This window comes from Pseudoalteromonas sp. NZS11_1 (genome assembly GCF_015864275.1).
Taxonomy (GTDB): Bacteria; Pseudomonadota; Gammaproteobacteria; order Enterobacterales; family Alteromonadaceae; genus Pseudoalteromonas; species Pseudoalteromonas arctica.
The window spans coordinates 21,063-37,869 of record NZ_JADYXK010000018.1 but is presented as its reverse complement, the minus strand read 5'-3'; the positions used below and the strand labels follow the sequence as shown (position 1 = coordinate 37,869).

Below are 16,807 nucleotides of genomic sequence, written 5' to 3'. Positions count from 1 at the left end.
CGGTTCTAAACCAGGTTAGTTATTAACAAAAGTGAATATGAGTAACAATTAATTAGTTTCAAAATCCATACCTTTTACTTACATTATAATAACAATGATGTAAGCTGATATTACGGTAGTCATTTGCTACGTAGCAGTAAAGAGGTTTAATGGTGAACAAGAAATGGATAGCACAGTGTTGTATTAGCTTAACGGTTTTAAGCTCTTATGTGCCTAATGCATTCGCACAAAAATCTTCAATGAAAACAGATAACTGCCTTGTAGAACAGACAGATTTAAGCACAGATAAAAACTTACGCCGAGAAGTCCAAGACAAAACATCCCTCACAAATAGTAACAGTAACGCAAAAATAGCCTCAATAAAGCTCAAGCAACTTAATGTATTTAATACTGAGCTTGAAGAGGAAAATAATGCACTATTTCGATTTGCTAACCGTGCTCATATTCAAACAGAGCCCGATGTAATCAATAACCTTTTATTATTCTCCCATGGTGACAAGTACGACGCTAAAAAGCTTGCTGAATCTGAGCGTTTACTTCGTAAAGAAAGCTATTTATATGATGCACAAATTAGTGCAACCGAAAATTGCGACGGCAATATTAATGTAGAAGTGGTTACCCGCGACTTATGGACACTTTTACCAGAAGTAAACTTTAGCCGTAGCGGTGGAGAAAACAAATCGAGTATAGGTTTTAGAGAATCAAACCTGCTTGGTTGGGGGAAGCGCCTTTCTTTGTCACGCACGACCGACAGCGATCGTAGTGGTTATTTATTTGTTTACGACGATCCTAATATTTTATCTACTCGCTACCGCGGCCGTTTAGAATATGCAGATAACAGCGATGGCAAGCGCCACTTACTTGAGCTAACCTATCCATTTTACGCGATAGACACCCCTTTTAGTTATGGTATTTTAAGCTATTCTGAGCAGCGCGAAGAGTCGCTATATAAACGCGGTGAAGAGTTTAGCGAATTTGATCAAACTACCGATTTAAACCGTGCATTTATAGGGCACTCAAAAGCACTTAATAATAATTGGACCCAACGCTTAACCTTAGGTTACACCGACGAGCAACATACCTTTGAAGCGATAGACACGACCTTTGCACCACTTGCCGATGACAGAAGCTTAAGTTATCCCTTTATAAGCGGCCATTGGTTTGAAGATAACTATATAAAAGTACGCAATTTTGACAGCATATCTCGCACAGAAGATTTAAATTTAGGCTGGAATATTAAAAGCTTAATTGGCTATTCAGACGAGTCATTAAGTAATGACGACAGCCGCGCAGTGTATTCATTTAACTTCAAAAAAGCCCACTTTACTAACGATAATACTTTATGGCGCTTTAGCGCAGATATTGATGGCTATTGGAATAAAGAGCAGAAAAAGCTCGAAAACTTTATGGCCACCAGCCAAATACAATATTATTTAAATACCAGTGAAGACCAATCTTGGTATGTTAAAGCCCGCGTGCAGTACGCCAAAAACCTTACTGCTGATCAACAACTTACTTTAGGCGGCGAAACAGGCCTACGTGGTTACCCTATGGATTATCAACATGGCGACCGTAGTTTTTTAGTTAATCTAGAAAAGCGTTATTACTGGGAGTACGATTTACTGCAATTATTTAAAGTGGGTGGCGCAGCTTTTGTAGATGTAGGCAGAGCATGGTTTAACGATAAAGATAACGGTGAAAACGCACATGTATTAAAAAATATAGGTGTGGGTCTTCGTTTAGCACCGAGTCGTGCAAACTCAGGCACCATGATCCACATTGATATTGCAGCCCCAGTTGATAGCTACGATGATGTAGACTCAGTACAGTGGCTCGTGAGCGTTAAAAACACTTTTTAAATAATACAAACGCGTTAAACTAATATCAATTGCATTAAATTAAATTTTTATAAAAGCTCAGGGCCTAAAGTGAAAATAATAGAAGTTTTAGAATTGTTTGCATCACAATATAAGTTAATTGTCACTGTAATCGCTATTTTGGTTTTCCCTCTGCTATTAAAAATAACCAAAAAATTACTCGAAAAAGCAATTAAAGGAAAAGTGGATTTACACCGAAAGTACCGTGCAGAGCTCTTACTAAAAATAATACTCGCCTTTGTAGTGCTGTGTTTAGTTTTAGTATTTTGGGGTATAGAGCTGCGTGGCTTATTGGTTTTAGGCTCCTCTTTATTTGCCATGTTAGGCGTAGCGCTTTTTGCCGCTTGGTCATTACTGAGTAACCTAACCGCATTTTTACTGATGTTTATTCAAAATGACTGCAGAGTTGGCAATTGGGTACGAATTATTGACGGTGCTAATCATGTTGAAGGTCGAATAGTAGAAATGGGCTTGATGAATGTAGTGCTTGAACACATTGATGGGCACCGTGTAATTTATCCTAATAATTTATTTGTGACACGCCCTGTCATGGTTTTAAATAAAGAACCAAAGCCAACAAAAACGCCCGTTATAAAGCGTATTATTGGTCCTAAAAAAACATAGTTTAAAAAGCATCGTTGATAAAGCAATATCCACAAAAAAGCCGCAGTAAGTAATTACCTACTGCGGCTTTTTAATGCTTAGCTAAACAGAATTTAGTTTAGCTATTAGTTATTTAGTTCAGCTGTTTTAAGCTCGTCATCTAAATCATTTATTTCATCAATAAAGTTCTCTAGTTGCTGCTCTACTAAACTATTGTCATTTGCAAAGTAAGCAAGGTGGAATACCGCGTCACCTTCATTTACTAATGGCATAGTTTGCTGACCAATAACAATCCCGCCTTTGGGCGCTAAAAGTTCAAGCTCAGAGTCGCCTAATGGGCTACTAATATAAGCAAGTACTTGCCCTTTAGTCACATGCTCACCTAGTGATACTTGTGCACGCACAATGCCATCAACCTCTGCACGTATCCAACTAGTCGAACCGGCAATGATAGGATCTGGTAACTTTTTAGGACGCTTGCCACGGATCATTTTTAAATGACGCATAACATAATCAACACCCTGCACACCTGCCGCAATAGCTATAGGATCAAAACGCAGTGCTTCACCTGCTTCATAGGTTATAACCGGTATACCTAGGTTTGCAGCTTCACTTCGTAATGAACCATTACGCAATGACGCATTTATTACCGCTGGTGTACCAAATGCTTTAGCCATATCAGCCGTTGCTTCATCTTCTAAATTAGCGCGAATTTGCGGTAAGTTAGTTCGATGAATAGCGCCAGTATGTAAATCAATAATGTGAGTACAATGTACTGCCACTTGATTAAAAAACATATAAGCCATACGCCCAGCAAGTGAGCCACGCTCAGAACCTGGGAAACTACGGTTCATATCGCGTCGGTCTGGTAAATAACGCGATTTATGAATAAAGCCAAACACATTCACAATAGGCACAGCAATTATTGTACCGCGCAGTTGGCTTGGGTCTATTTTAGCAATTAACTGACGCACAACTTCTACGCCATTTAGTTCATCGCCATGGATCGCCGCACACACCATAAGCACAGGGCCCTCCATTACACCATTAACCACTTCAATAGGAATATTAAGTGGTGAATGGGTATAAAGTTTAGCTGCCTCTAAGGCAAGTGTTTTACGCTCGCCTACGCCTACACTTTCACCTAATAAGGTAAAAGGACGGTTAATTTTAACCTTTGCCACGTGTTGCTGTTCCTTTACTTGAAGCATTTTTTTCGATGAAATCAATCACCATGCCTGCAATGTCTTTACCTGTTGCTATTTCAATGCCCTCTAAACCTGGTGATGAGTTAACTTCCATCACAAGTGGTCCACGAGATGAGCGAAGTAAATCAACTCCCGCTACGTTTAAGCCCATTGATTTAGCCGCTGCTACTGCCGTTTTACGTTCTTCTGGAGTAATGCGAACTAACGTAGCGCTACCACCACGGTGAAGGTTAGAACGGAACTCACCTTCTTGTGCTTGGCGCTTCATTGCTGCTATTACTTTATCGCCTAGTACAAAACAACGTATATCCGCGCCACCTGCTTCTTTAATGTATTCCTGAACCATAATATTAGCTTTTAAGCCCATAAATGCTTCAATAACACTTTCTGCCGCTTTGCGTGTTTCAGCAAGTACAACACCAATGCCTTGTGTGCCTTCAAGTAATTTAATTACAACAGGTGCACCGCCTACCATTTCTAGTAAGTCTTTTACATCATCTGGTTTGCTCGCAAAGCCAGTTACTGGCATACCAACGCCTTTGCGCGAAAGTAACTGAAGTGAGCGTAATTTATCGCGCGAACGAGAAATAGCGACTGATTCGTTTACTGGATAAACACCCATCATTTCAAATTGACGAAGTACCGAACAGCCATAAAATGTAACCGATGCACCAATACGCGGGACGATTGCGTCAAATTCTTTTAAGTTTTCACCGCGATAGTGAATTTCTGGTTGCTCCGAGTTTATATTCATATAGCAGCGTAATGCATCAATCACCTTAACTTCGTGACCGCGTGCTTCTGCCGCCTCAATTAAGCGACGTGTTGAATATAATTTTCTGTTGCGAGATAAAATACCGATTTTCATAGTTAAACCTTACGACCTAATAGTTGAGATAAAGCCGGGTCAACGACTATACGATTTTCCATGGCTGTACGCCCTAATAACATTCTAAACTTCATTGTTGCACGGCTTGTTAAAGTAAGCTCTATCGGCCAACTATGCTCGCCTGCATGCAATGTCGTTTCTATAAAATAGCGTAACTCTTTTTGCCCACTTGAGCTGGTTACGTACTTCATTTTTTTAACTTTTGCCTTGCAAGTGACTTGCGTTTGCTCATCATCCTGCAATGGTTGGGCCGTAAATTTAACCCATTTCTCTGAGTCAACTTCGTATTCTTCAATGTTAATTGCATGAATACATGAAGTGCGAGCGCCTGTATCAATTTTTGCTTTTATATCGTTAATACCAAGCTCAGGTAAACTTAACCACTCACGCCAACCAACTGTAATCTTTGCTGTCATAAATGTGCCCTTAATAAAAAAGTGACTTATACGCTACAGGTAAAAAAACACCAACGAAATAAATTTATCTAGTCGATTAGTAAATTAAATTGATCTTTTTGAACAACTAGTCACACAATGCACGCCTTACTGAACAGTACTTTATGCTACTTTGCTCAGCCCCTAGGCTCTGCATTTATTTGGTTGCTCAAACTTAACTTATTAAAAATAAAGGTAAGTTTAAAATACTTAAGTAGATACACTATAGTTAACGGTATTAAAAATACACTATTATGAGAAATAATTATGATTAATGGTTTACTACATGCACTTGTACTTGATGGACAAGGCGGCGCTCGCCCTATTGAAAGCACGAATGAGCTAAATAGCTGGCAACCAAGCCAAGGGAAACTTTGGGTGCACATGGACTATAGCCAAAGTGAGGCGGTTGAGTGGCTCAAGGCACAGCCTCATTTAAACGATTACGAATTAGACTCTTTAATTGCTGATGAAACACGACCACGTATTACAGCAACAACTAATGGGCACATGTTATTTTTACGTGGTGTAAATTTAAACCCAGCACAAAGCCCTGAAGACATGGTTTCAATTCGTTTATTTATTAGTGAAAATATCCTTATTACCACCCGTAAGCGCCGTTTATTATCGGTGCAAGATACGCTTGCGTGTTTAAATGAAAACAAAGGTCCATGTAATATTTCTGAGCTAGTATGCTCCATTACACAAAAACTAACCTCTCGCATGCAAAGCGTTATTGATTCACTCGATGAAACACTCGATGAGTTTGAAGAAGAAATAGATGAACCTAGTAAAAGGTTTGATAACCAAGGTTTATCACAGTTACGCCGTCAAACAATTGCCTTAAAACGCTATTTAAAACCGCAAAAAGAAGCCCTTAGCTCAATGGTAAATAATCACTATTCCTGGCTGTTGGATGACGATAAAGCAAAACTTAATGAAACGACTAACTTACTTATTCGTTATTTAGAGGAGCTTGATAGCTCGATTGAGCGTGCGCAAATCATTCAGCAGACAATCACTAACCAAGTCTCTGAACAGTTAAACCAGCGAATGTATGTTATGTCAGTAGTAGCGGCACTTTTTTTACCGTTAGGCTTTTTAACTGGCCTGTTAGGTGTAAACGTAGGGGGTATTCCGGGTACCGAAAGCCCTTATGCATTTAGTGCTTTTGTCATATTTTTAATTGTGCTTACTGGCGGTATTGGTGTGTATTTTAAAAATAAAAAATGGCTATAAATTAAAGCAATTTTAGTATGGCCACTCAATTGAGTGGCCATGATTGAGTAGCTAATTAGTTAGTTTCTCGGGTATAACTAACATTTGTCATCGTTACTTTAGATTCTGTAATCCCTAAATCTTCAAAGCACTCTTTGAAAGAATCCGAATTACCCGATTCCCCACACTCATCCAATGTATCAGGGTCTTGTGATTGTAGGTAATTACCAAATTTAAAGTATGACTCTGAGTCATCTTCTACAGGTATACCAAATGAGCGACCTAGTGCGCTAACATCAACATCGCCATAATTATTTTCAACACGTAGAGTAAACGAGCCACCACTAGTAATAGTACCAAGGGCAAATTTTTCTTCGTTACCGCTTGTATTTCGCAGACGAACATAAACGTCAAAAATGCCATTTCCAGCTACACTGTCATCAAATCCAGATTCATCTGTATCTGAAACATACACTTTAGAAATTGTCCCGGTATCGCTAGCATGGTGCTGAGAGATAATTGTTTTACCACCATCTGACATTTCAACTTTTACAGTTGCCTCAAAAACCTCATAGGTTTCGGTCATTGCAACACGTGCACTTTCTTTAACTTTATATTCATGACGCCAGCCATTCCCGTTTGGAGTGATATGACGCGCTTCTAAAGGAACAAACTCCAAAGTATCGCTATTTACTAATGGATGAGGATCATTACCTTCAAGATCAAAAATACTACCGTTGGTGATGTTACTCGCTATACCAGAGCCACTACCCGTATCACCGCCGCCAGTATCACCACCGGTGTCTCCACCGCCAGAAGAACTACCCTTAGTTAACGAAAAGTCATCAAAACGAACATCGCTTGAACTCTTATCATGCTTAGCAAATACTTGTAGTGAACCAGTGTTAGCCGTGGTGAAAGTTTTAGATACTTTTGTCCATGAAGAAACATTGAATTTCTCACTTTTAAACAAACCATTAAGATCATTGATCCCGATTTGCCCCTTACCGAGTACATAGGCACTTAACGTGTACTGAGTATTTCGATCTACATCTACATTTTGGTAAACACGCCCTGGGCTACCTTGTATTTTCAGTGATTTAGAGCCTTTATACGAATCTGAAGATAGCGCTGCAGGCTCTGTTTCATTCCAATTACTCCAGCCACCTTCAAAACCTGAATTTTCAATCGTAGCAGCGTGCGCAAAAGAAGTACTTGCAGCAACTGCAGAGCAAATAAGTAACTTTTTAAATTTAACCATTATTTTTATTCCTTTAAACCTGAATAATAAGCAACCTTACAGCTTAACTTGGCGATAAAAATCAAACCTAGATCGCATCATGTAAACAGACTTTTAAACCCAAAAAAATTGGTAACAACAAAAAAACATTTTAAAAGAAAAAACCTTCAAATTGGTATTACCAAAACCATCACCTAACCGGCAAAACAAGGCTATATTTTTTGTTACCAATATGTCAACAAGTTAATTGTTACCATGGAAACTATAAAACCGCTAAATGGATATATTTAAAATACAAAAAAACGCTTTAAAAACAGAATGATAAAAACGTAGTGATTTCTATTTACACTATGTAATAATTTTTAAATTTAAGAAAATAGTAGTACCTAAAACAAAAAACCACTATTACCAATATTTAACGCGAAACTTAATACCTTATGAATAAACGCAGTTATTTCATGATAAAATTGTTACCAAAACAGACTGGTAATACCTGTTAAACTTAATTTAACTTTAGTTATAAAGATAAATTTGAATGACTAAAATTTAAAAATACGCGCTTATATAATTTAAAATTTCAAAATATTAGTGCAAATAAATAATTAAAAGTAAATTTTATATGTGAGATTAACCTTTCAAATTAATAGGTGATGATGAAATTGAAATGCTAAACAGGTACTAATTTTGAGATTTCTTTGGAGTGAGTAACACTTTATTGTCTACATGGATAAAGGTGAGGGGCGTGAGCAGAACGCGGAAGCTGCGCTCGGTTAACTTATTCTTACATGGATGTAAGCAAGCTTGAATCATGTAAAATTAGCACTCCCTAATTCGTGACACAAAAAAGCGAGTACTTTTACAATACTCGCTTTCAAATTAATAAATCTAAACCCTAGTTAGCTGCATTACTCTTGAAAGTAAGTACCCCAACCATCGTACTCAACTTCGCACTCAACGGCTAGTTGCGCTAGCTTATCAACGTCTTCCATAATAACGTCTACGTCTAGCTCAGCTTCAACTACAATGTCAAAGCTCCAAATTTTGTTACCGTCTTCAAGCTCAAGCTCTGCTGGTTCTTCAACATCGTAACCCAATTTAAAAGCAGCAAGTGCAGCTTGCTCTAACTTAGGAAAGTCTTCACACACAAAGTGGTGCTCTACTTCATAAAGTATTTCAGGGTCTGACCCATCTTCAAGTAGTGAACTTACGATGTCTTCACTTATTTCACGCCAGTTTTCCATTATTTTTCTCTCACTTGAGCATCTAATTCAGTTATTTTAGCAGCCATAATGCTATGCACGCTTTTAGCATGCTCACGCGCGCTAATTTCTTTATCAAGCGGTATAGGCGCTAACATTTCGATGTGAATTGTACCATTATCCCAACGATTTAGCTTAATGGTTTTATGTGTTGTATTCATACATACCGGAATTATGGGTACATCTGCGCTCATTGCGGTGTGAAATGCGCCTGTTTTAAATGGTAGCAACCCTCTTCCATAGCTTCGAGTGCCTTCTGGAAACATCCATACAGATAAGCCATTATTTTTAATTTTTTCGGCTGCTTTTGAGATAGTTCCTGCCGCTTTAGAGCGATTCGATCTGTCTATTAATATATTACCCGACAACCAATAAAGCTGACCAAAAAATGGGATCCACTTTAAGCTCTTTTTACCCAAACTTACGCAGTTTTTTGGCACCATTGCTGGCACTGTAAATAAGTCGTAGCTATTTTGATGATTAGCAACATAAACTGCAGGACCTGGATCAACGGCATCTTTATGACGTGTTAGAACTAGCTTAACGCCAACCATTTTAGCCATTGAGCCAAACCAACCCGCTATAATATGTACATTATTAGGGTGAAATGGTCTTACAATCGAAAGTAATAAACCAAAAATACAACTGAATAATATAAACAGCAGCATAATAAAAACGCGTATAACAGCTAGCAAATGGGCTTCTCCAAAAATGAATTATAATTATTATAGCGTTATTTTGTGACACAAACGAGTCAATAGCGCACAAGTGTACGCTGAAATATTTAAGCTCTTTATTTTAAAACAAAAACGGCCTGCAAATGCAGACCGTTTTTATTTATACAAAAAAGTAATTGGCTACTCTTCGCTAATAACGTCTATTGGTTCATCATCTTGAGGAGTTAGCTCAACAACGGCTTCGTCAACACGCTGTAAGCCACGCGGTAGTTTATTACCCCTACGTCCTCGCTCACCATGATAATGCTCTAAATCACTTGGTTTAAGTGTTAGTTTACGCTTACCAGCATGAAGCGTAACACTGCTTCCTAGTGGTACAACAGCAAGCACTTTTACAAACTCTTCACGGGCTTGTACTTTAGCACCTGGTATAGAGATGATTTTATTACCTTTACCCTTACCTAATTTTGGTAAGTCTCGCAGCGGGAATAAAAGCATTCGACCTTCGTTAGAAATAGCCATACAGTAATCGCTAGCAACATCGTTCACTCTAATAGGAGAAAGTAATATTCCACCTTTAGGGACACTTACGAGCGCTTTACCGTTTTTATTTTTACTAACTAAGTCTTTAAAGTCGGTAATAAAGCCGTAACCTGCATCTGACGCCATAAGCAATACTTGCTCGTCTTCACTCATTACCACGTGCTCAAAATTAGCGCCTGGTGTTAAGTTAAAACGACCTGTCATTGGCTCCCCTTGGCTACGCGCCGAAGGTAGACTGTGCGCATCAGTTGCAAACGCCCGCCCCGCTGAATCTAAAAATACCGCAGGTTGATTACTCTTACCACGAGCAGAGGCTCTAAAGCCGTCACCTGAGCGATAATTTAAGCCTTGTACATCTAAGTCATGACCTTTACCAACGCGTGCCCAGCCTTTGTCTGATAGCACAACAGTAACTGACTCTGACGGAATTAAATCTTTTTCGTTAAGTGCTTTCGCTTCTGAGCGCTCAATCACTGGTGAGCGACGATCGTCACCGTACATTTCAGCGGCTTCTTGAATTTCTTTTTTAAGCAGTGTCGACATACGACGTTCTGAGCCCAAAATTTGCGCTAATTTATCACGCTCTTTAGCCAGTTCGTCTTGCTCACCACGAATTTTAAACTCTTCAAGTTTTGCTAAATGACGAAGTTTTAATTCTAGAATTGCTTCTGCCTGCGTATCAGTTAAATCAAAGCGCTCCATTAATACAGGCTTTGGTTTATCTTCGCTGCGAATGATTTCAATCACTTCATCAATATTTAAAAAGGCGGCTAACAAACCCTCTAAAATATGTAGACGTGCTAATACTTTATCTAAACGATACTGCAAACGACGACGCACTGTTTCGCGTCTAAATATTAGCCACTCACTTAAAATACAGCGTAAGTCTTTAACTTGCGGGCGGCCATCTAGGCCTAGCATGTTTAAGTTTACTCGGTAATTTTTTTCAAGATCGGTGGTTGCAAATAAGTGCGCCATTAATGGCTCAGCTTTAATGCGGTTTGAGCGCGGAATAATTACAATGCGTGTTGGATTTTCGTGATCTGACTCGTCACGTAAATCGGCAATCATTGGTAATTTTTTAGCGTTCATTTGCGCTGCAATTTGCTCAAGTACTTTACCACCAGAACATTGATGCGGCAGCGCTGTAATAACAATATCACCATGCTCTTCGGTATAAACCGCACGCATTTTGATAGACCCTCGACCGGTTTTATATATTTTGTGAATATCGGCTTTTGGGGTAATTATTTCAGCATCTGTTGGATAATCTGGTGCATGTACAAGCTCAAGTAATTCTTCAAGCTCTGTTTTTGGTTTATCAAGTAATAAACAACATGCACTAGCCACTTCACGTACGTTATGTGGCGGAATATCGGTTGCCATACCTACGGCAATACCCGTTATACCGTTTAGTAAAATATGCGGTAAACGAGAAGGCAGTACAACAGGCTCATCCATTGTGCCATCAAAGTTTGGTGTCCAATCGACGGTGCCTTGGCCAAGCTCTTTAAGCAGTACTTCTGAAAACTTAGATAAACGCGCTTCGGTATAACGCATTGCTGCAAACGATTTAGGGTCATCTGCCGCGCCCCAGTTTCCTTGTCCATCCACCAAAGGGTAGCGGTAAGAAAACGGCTGCGCCATTAATACCATCGCTTCGTAACATGCACTGTCGCCGTGTGGATGGTACTTACCAAGCACGTCACCCACTGTACGGGCTGATTTTTTGTACTTAGCGTTAGCCGACAAACCCAGCTCACTCATCGCATAAATAATACGACGCTGTACTGGTTTTAAACCATCACCTACATGCGGTAAGGCGCGGTCCATGATCACGTACATGGAATAATTTAAATAGGCGTCTTCGGTAAAACGCCCCATTGTTTGTTGCTCAATTCCTTGCATTAGCAAGGTATCTGTATCACTCATTAAAGCTTACCTAGTTTTTCTTATAGCTTACACGGTAGATTACATTGGCGTAATCATCGCTTACTAACAGACTGCCGTCACCTAATTCTGCAAATGCAACAGGGCGTCCAAATGTTGTTTCGTCTTTCATAAAGCCAGTAATAAATGGCGTATATTTAGTTACGCGACCTACTTCAATTGTTGCTAGCCCTACTTTATAACCTGACTTTTTAGAACGGTTCCATGAGCCATGTTCAGCAACAAATAATTGTTGCTTATAGCTTGCTGGAAATTGCTTACCGTTATAAAAATGAATGCCCAGTGGCGCTACATGCGCAGCAAGTGCAAGAGCTGGCGACGTGTAATCGGCAATATTTTTACCTTCCCCAAACTCAGGGTCAATAATTGCGCCGGCATGAACATACGGAAAACCAAAATGTTCACCTTCTTGCGTTGCACGGTTTAACTCATCAGGCGGAATATCATCGCCCATCATGTCGCGACCGTTATCACTAAACCATAAAGCTTGAGTAGCTGGATGAAAATCAAAACCGACGGTGTTTCTAACGCCCTTGGCTATTGTTTTTATTTGTTTTGTTTCTACATTAAGCGCAAAAATACGGCCAAAACGTTCATCTTCAGCACAAATATTACACGGTACACCCACCGGAATGATTAGCTCGCCCGTTGGTGCAAAACGTAAAAATTTCCAACCATGATGACGCTCGCTCGGTAATGCGTCATAAACCACATCAAATTTTGGATCTTTTAATTGGGTATCAATATTTTTAAAGCGAATAATACGATGTACTTCGCCTACGTATAAATCGCCATCTTTAATTGCTATGCCTGAGGGCATGTTTAGGCCTTTAGCCACAACAATTTTTTTATCTGCTACGCCATCACTATTATGATCAATAAGCGCATATACGTTGCCCGCTTTACGAGAGCCAACATACACAATACCTTTTTTTGAAACGGCTATTTGACGTGCATTTTCTACATCATTTGCAAATAAGCTTATTTCAAATCCCGGTGCGACTGTGAGCTTATCGAGTATATTTTTCGCCATTACAGGAGCGGTAGTCAGCCCAAGTAACAGCAAACTTCCTAGTAGTTTTTTCATTCGCCTCTCCTAGTGTTAAGCACAGGTAATTAAACGAGTGCCTTGTTACCATGATCTTCTAACCATTGACGACGATCAGGCGATCGTTTCTTAGCAAGCAGCATATCCATCATTTCCATGGTTTCTACTTCTTCATCAAGCGTAAGCTGCACTAAACGTCGTGTATTTGGATCCATCGTGGTTTCACGCAGTTGTAACGGGTTCATTTCACCCAGACCTTTGAATCGTTGTACGTTTACTTTTCCGCGTTTTTTCTCGGCTTCTATGCGCGCCAAAATAGCGGTTTTTTCTTGCTCATCAAGTGCGTAATAAACTTCTTTACCAATATCGATTCTAAATAATGGCGGCATTGCTACATACACATGCCCTGTTTTTACTAACTCTGGGAAATGGCGAACAAACAATGCACATAATAGTGTTGCGATGTGTAGTCCATCCGAGTCAGCATCGGCCAATATACAAATTTTATTGTAGCGTAATGCCGACATATCGGTTGATTCTGGATCAATACCCAGCGCCACTGAAATATCGTGTACTTCTTGTGATGCTAGTATTTGGCCTGACTCAACTTCCCAGGTATTCAAAATTTTACCACGTAGCGGCATGATAGCCTGAAACTCACGGTCTCTTGCTTGTTTAGCAGAGCCACCAGCAGAATCACCTTCCACTAAAAACAATTCGGTACGGTCGTTATCGGCCGCGCTACAATCGGTAAGTTTACCCGGTAAAGCAGGACCTGCAGTAACACGCTTACGCACTACTTTTTTAGCTGCACGCAAGCGAGTTTGCGCATTTGAAATACATAACTCAGCTAATAACTCTGCGGTATCTGTATGTTCATTTAACCATAAACTAAACGAGTCTTTTACAACCCCCGATACAAACGCAGAACACGAGCGTGATGATAGTTTTTCTTTTGTTTGACCGGCAAATTGAGGGTCTTGCATTTTAACCGATAACACGTAACTACAACGATCCCAAATGTCATCAGGAGTTAATTTCACACCACGAGGGAGTAAGTTTCTAAACTCACAAAATTCACGCATTGCTTCAAGCAAACCTTGGCGTAAACCATTTACATGCGTACCACCTTGCGCGGTAGGAATAAGGTTTACGTAGCTTTCAGCTATTGATTCACCACCTTCTGGTAGCCATACAACAGCCCAGTCAGCGCCTTCAATTGAACTTTTAAATTCGCCAACAAACGGGTCTTGCGGTAATGTTTCAAAACCTTTAATTGCTTCAACTAAATAGTCTTTTAAGCCTGTTTCATAAAACCATTCTTGGGTTTCTTTTGTTTGCTTATTAACAAACTTAATACGAAGTCCTGGGCACAAAACTGCTTTGGCTTTTAATAAATGATTAAGCTTGGTAATTGAGTAGTTTGGTGAATCAAAGTAGCTAACATCAGCCCAAAAACGAACCGTAGTGCCGGTGTTACGTTTACCGACTGTACCAATTACGTTTAAGTCTTCTACTTTATCGCCGCTTTCAAATGCCATTCTGTATTGTTGAGCGTCGCGTCTTACTGTTACTTCTACACGCGTAGATAACGCATTTACTACCGAAATACCTACACCGTGTAAACCACCCGAAAATTGATAGTTTTTATTAGAAAACTTACCACCGGCGTGTAATTTAGTGAAGATCAATTCAACCCCAGGGATACCTTCTTCTGGGTGAATATCAATAGGCATACCACGCCCGTCATCACTTACTTCAAGCGAATTGTCTTCGTGGAGTATTACGTCGATACGAGTAGCATGGCCCGCCATAGCTTCATCGACACTGTTATCGATAACCTCTTGGCCTAAATGATTGGGACGTGTTGTATCTGTGTACATCCCTGGGCGTCGTTTTACCGGATCTAATCCATTAAGTACTTCAATGGCTTCGGCGTTATAATTTTGATCACTCATAGTTTTTATCTTTATATCCGCTAAGGCTCTAATACGTTTTACTAGTTTTATTGTTATATGCGCTAAAGCGTTAATATAGTAACTAACCTCAGTTCAGGCTAACTAGTTTTACGTGATTTTAAGAAAATCTACAATACTTGCAAAGGTGCGTTCAAATTCAACGTAGCTATGATCGCCACCAAATTCTATCAATTGCTTGCATTGCGAATAATATTTTACTGCGTGTTGAAAGTTCAACACTTCATCGCCTGTTTGCTGTAATAAGTACAGTAACTCAGGGTATGCTAATTTATCTACAGCGAGTAATTTAAGTGCCTCAATATGGCTGTTATTTAAATCGTAATGATAATCTTGATACGGATTATAATTAGGTCCAAGTAACGACTGTAATAAATTATAGGGTGCGACCGCGGGATTAATAACCACTGCAGGAATTTGATAACGCTGCGATAAATACGTGGCAAAAAAACCACCTAACGAGCTACCTAATAAAACGGTATTTGGCGTTAGTAATTGTTCAAGCTCAATTATAGCTTGTAGGGGCTCGTGGTTTAAGTTCGGTACACAATAATCAACGTCATAGTTTGCCATAAGCTCACCAAAGCGCACAGCTTTATATGATTTTTGTGAACTATTAAAGCCATGAATATAAATTACGCGTTTAGCCATACTACTTCCGTTTTTACTTCTACTTTATCTTTTTTACTCTTTATATTTAGCGTTCTGTAAGCTGGCCCCGCATTTTTTTGCTCCCACTGTGAAGTGTGCTTTACAAACTGTATTGAGCTGGCCGGGGTCGCATATATGGGCAGCCCTCTAAAGCTTTGTTCGTAATCATTGTGCACATGCCCATGAAAAAGCGCAGATACATTATTACTATTAACTAAGATATTTAAAAGCTGTGGGCCATTTTCTAATAAGTGTTTATCAAGGTAGCCGTTTATTGGCAGCGGATTATGATGACAAAATATAACTTTACTATTATTCGAGTTGACTAAAGCGTCCGTTACTTCATCTAAATGCGTGCCAGTAACCCATCCTGCGGGCGTGGGCCCTTTAGAATTAATAAGAAGTAGCTCAATCCCATTAGCAATAATATGTTTAGCCGAATTTATTTGCCCACCACTTATGCGATTAAGCATTCCTAGTTCATCATGATTACCTGGCACCCAAAATACAGGACAAGTAATATCACTGGCATTTATAAGTTCACTAAATAATAAGTATGATTCAAAACTATGATCTTGTGTTAAATCGCCACCAAAAATAATGCAGTCTATTGATTTTTTTGCTATGTTTGCCAAGGCTTGTTCAAAATGATCTGCGGTATTTACATTAAAGTACTCACTGCTTTTGTCTGCAAATAAATGGCTGTCAGTAATATGCGCAATGCACAAAGATGATTTATCAAATGTATATGTATCATCAAACCAAGCCATTATTTACATCCCAATTTAACGTCGCTTGTCCGTGCTCTACACAGGCCACTAACCAATCGTATAAAAAAGCATTAAGTTGATACTTTTCATCTTTTTGATGCATTTTAGGGTTAGGGTATCCATAAGATGGTTTTATGCGTTGATGGTAATCGTGATGAACAATTTCAGCCACTTTGGCATCGTGATACATGCGTACCGTTAAATACAGTGGCGTAATCCCTTTAACCATTCCTGTTAGCTGCTTAATTGAAATATCCATGGTGTATTTTGCGCTGCCATCAATTTTTGTAGCAAACTCACTGTTGCCAAGTTTAACTTCACGAATGCTTCCTATATTGCGCTCGCTCGGTAACAACTTTAATAGTCGCACATAGTTATGCTCACAAAGTGTTAAATACTTTGGGAGGCTCTGAATATATCGCTTTGTTGCTAATTGTGCTGTCAAAGTACCACCATAATATTAG

General features: G+C 39.3%; 15 protein-coding genes. 3 read left to right on the top strand and 12 right to left on the bottom strand.

Features of this window, described 5'->3' with window-relative positions:
* The first annotated feature begins 149 nt into the window (after positions 1-149).
* Together I6F44_RS13255 and I6F44_RS13250 are read left to right on the top strand one after the other, a co-directional pair.
* Complete coding sequence (locus tag I6F44_RS13255; protein WP_197173927.1) at positions 150-1,859, top strand: ShlB/FhaC/HecB family hemolysin secretion/activation protein; 1,710 nt, start codon at positions 150-152, stop codon at positions 1,857-1,859.
* Positions 1,860-1,928: 69 nt separating this feature from the next.
* Positions 1,929-2,501, top strand: coding sequence for a mechanosensitive ion channel domain-containing protein (locus I6F44_RS13250; RefSeq protein WP_076925091.1), 573 nt, complete (start codon positions 1,929-1,931; stop codon positions 2,499-2,501).
* Between the two features lie 104 nt (positions 2,502-2,605).
* On the opposite strand, the gene I6F44_RS13245 is transcribed toward I6F44_RS13250, so the two are convergent.
* Genes I6F44_RS13245 through I6F44_RS13235 form a run of 3 tightly spaced genes read right to left on the bottom strand, consistent with a single transcriptional unit; the run spans position 2,606 to position 4,993 of the window.
* Positions 2,606-3,664 (bottom strand): succinylglutamate desuccinylase/aspartoacylase family protein, encoded by a 1,059-nt coding sequence (locus I6F44_RS13245; protein ID WP_121953615.1) that lies wholly within the window; start codon positions 3,662-3,664, stop codon positions 2,606-2,608.
* Positions 3,651-4,556 (bottom strand): 30S ribosomal protein S6--L-glutamate ligase, encoded by a 906-nt coding sequence (gene rimK, locus I6F44_RS13240; protein WP_002961977.1) that lies wholly within the window; start codon positions 4,554-4,556, stop codon positions 3,651-3,653. Before rimK ends, I6F44_RS13245 begins: the two co-directional genes overlap by 14 nt.
* A gap of 2 nt (positions 4,557-4,558) precedes the next feature.
* Positions 4,559-4,993, bottom strand: coding sequence for an ATP-dependent zinc protease family protein (locus I6F44_RS13235; RefSeq protein ID WP_024596236.1), 435 nt, complete (start codon positions 4,991-4,993; stop codon positions 4,559-4,561).
* A gap of 285 nt (positions 4,994-5,278) precedes the next feature.
* On the opposite strand from I6F44_RS13235, the gene I6F44_RS13230 reads away from it, so the two are divergent.
* The gene (locus I6F44_RS13230) at positions 5,279-6,250 is read left to right on the top strand and encodes a zinc transporter ZntB (RefSeq protein WP_076925088.1); all 972 of its coding nucleotides are present in this window, start codon (positions 5,279-5,281) and stop codon (positions 6,248-6,250) included.
* A 55-nt stretch (positions 6,251-6,305) separates the two neighbouring features.
* On the opposite strand, the gene I6F44_RS13225 is transcribed toward I6F44_RS13230, so the two are convergent.
* From I6F44_RS13225 to I6F44_RS13185, 9 genes are all read right to left on the bottom strand, one after another.
* On the bottom strand, positions 6,306-7,490 hold the full coding sequence (locus I6F44_RS13225; RefSeq protein WP_121953614.1) for a polysaccharide lyase family 7 protein: 1,185 nt from the start codon (positions 7,488-7,490) through the stop codon (positions 6,306-6,308).
* A gap of 884 nt (positions 7,491-8,374) precedes the next feature.
* Positions 8,375-8,710, bottom strand: a complete 336-nt coding sequence (rraB, locus tag I6F44_RS13220) for a ribonuclease E inhibitor RraB (RefSeq protein WP_007585369.1) — start codon at positions 8,708-8,710, stop codon at positions 8,375-8,377.
* The gene (locus I6F44_RS13215) at positions 8,710-9,423 is read right to left on the bottom strand and encodes a 1-acylglycerol-3-phosphate O-acyltransferase (protein ID WP_024590693.1); all 714 of its coding nucleotides are present in this window, start codon (positions 9,421-9,423) and stop codon (positions 8,710-8,712) included. The genes rraB and I6F44_RS13215 overlap by 1 nt, the downstream gene beginning before the upstream one ends.
* Before the next feature lie 162 nt (positions 9,424-9,585).
* A complete protein-coding gene (gene parC, locus I6F44_RS13210; RefSeq protein WP_010553285.1) occupies positions 9,586-11,880 on the bottom strand; it encodes a DNA topoisomerase IV subunit A in 2,295 nt (764 codons plus the stop codon).
* Positions 11,881-11,890: 10 nt separating this feature from the next.
* Positions 11,891-12,985, bottom strand: a complete 1,095-nt coding sequence (locus I6F44_RS13205) for a PQQ-dependent sugar dehydrogenase (RefSeq protein ID WP_010553286.1) — start codon at positions 12,983-12,985, stop codon at positions 11,891-11,893.
* A 29-nt stretch (positions 12,986-13,014) separates the two neighbouring features.
* A complete protein-coding gene (gene parE / locus I6F44_RS13200) occupies positions 13,015-14,904 on the bottom strand; it encodes a DNA topoisomerase IV subunit B (protein ID WP_024590690.1) in 1,890 nt (629 codons plus the stop codon).
* Positions 14,905-15,012: 108 nt separating this feature from the next.
* The gene (locus tag I6F44_RS13195) at positions 15,013-15,573 is read right to left on the bottom strand and encodes a YqiA/YcfP family alpha/beta fold hydrolase (protein WP_007585377.1); all 561 of its coding nucleotides are present in this window, start codon (positions 15,571-15,573) and stop codon (positions 15,013-15,015) included.
* Positions 15,558-16,343 (bottom strand): metallophosphoesterase, encoded by a 786-nt coding sequence (locus I6F44_RS13190; RefSeq protein ID WP_197173922.1) that lies wholly within the window; start codon positions 16,341-16,343, stop codon positions 15,558-15,560. Before I6F44_RS13190 ends, I6F44_RS13195 begins: the two co-directional genes overlap by 16 nt.
* Positions 16,330-16,788 carry a DUF1249 domain-containing protein gene (locus I6F44_RS13185; protein WP_007585381.1) on the bottom strand — a complete coding sequence of 153 codons (459 nt, stop codon included), beginning with the start codon at positions 16,786-16,788 and terminating at the stop codon, positions 16,330-16,332. Before I6F44_RS13185 ends, I6F44_RS13190 begins: the two co-directional genes overlap by 14 nt.
* Positions 16,789-16,807: the final 19 nt, after the last annotated feature.

What these genes read in the sequence shown, in the direction of transcription:
- I6F44_RS13255 (WP_197173927.1), top strand. Translation starts at nt 150, where the DNA reads ATGGTGAACAAGAAATGGATAGCACAGTGTTGTATTAGCTTAACGGTT.
- I6F44_RS13235 (WP_024596236.1), bottom strand. Translation starts at nt 4,993, where the DNA reads ATGACAGCAAAGATTACAGTTGGTTGGCGTGAGTGGTTAAGTTTACCT.
- parC (WP_010553285.1), bottom strand. Translation starts at nt 11,880, where the DNA reads ATGAGTGATACAGATACCTTGCTAATGCAAGGAATTGAGCAACAAACA.
- rimK (WP_002961977.1), bottom strand. Translation starts at nt 4,556, where the DNA reads ATGAAAATCGGTATTTTATCTCGCAACAGAAAATTATATTCAACACGT.
- rraB (WP_007585369.1), bottom strand. Translation starts at nt 8,710, where the DNA reads ATGGAAAACTGGCGTGAAATAAGTGAAGACATCGTAAGTTCACTACTT.
- I6F44_RS13230 (WP_076925088.1), top strand. Translation starts at nt 5,279, where the DNA reads ATGATTAATGGTTTACTACATGCACTTGTACTTGATGGACAAGGCGGC.
- I6F44_RS13195 (WP_007585377.1), bottom strand. Translation starts at nt 15,573, where the DNA reads ATGGCTAAACGCGTAATTTATATTCATGGCTTTAATAGTTCACAAAAA.
- I6F44_RS13205 (WP_010553286.1), bottom strand. Translation starts at nt 12,985, where the DNA reads ATGAAAAAACTACTAGGAAGTTTGCTGTTACTTGGGCTGACTACCGCT.
- parE (WP_024590690.1), bottom strand. Translation starts at nt 14,904, where the DNA reads ATGAGTGATCAAAATTATAACGCCGAAGCCATTGAAGTACTTAATGGA.
- I6F44_RS13225 (WP_121953614.1), bottom strand. Translation starts at nt 7,490, where the DNA reads ATGGTTAAATTTAAAAAGTTACTTATTTGCTCTGCAGTTGCTGCAAGT.
- I6F44_RS13190 (WP_197173922.1), bottom strand. Translation starts at nt 16,343, where the DNA reads ATGGCTTGGTTTGATGATACATATACATTTGATAAATCATCTTTGTGC.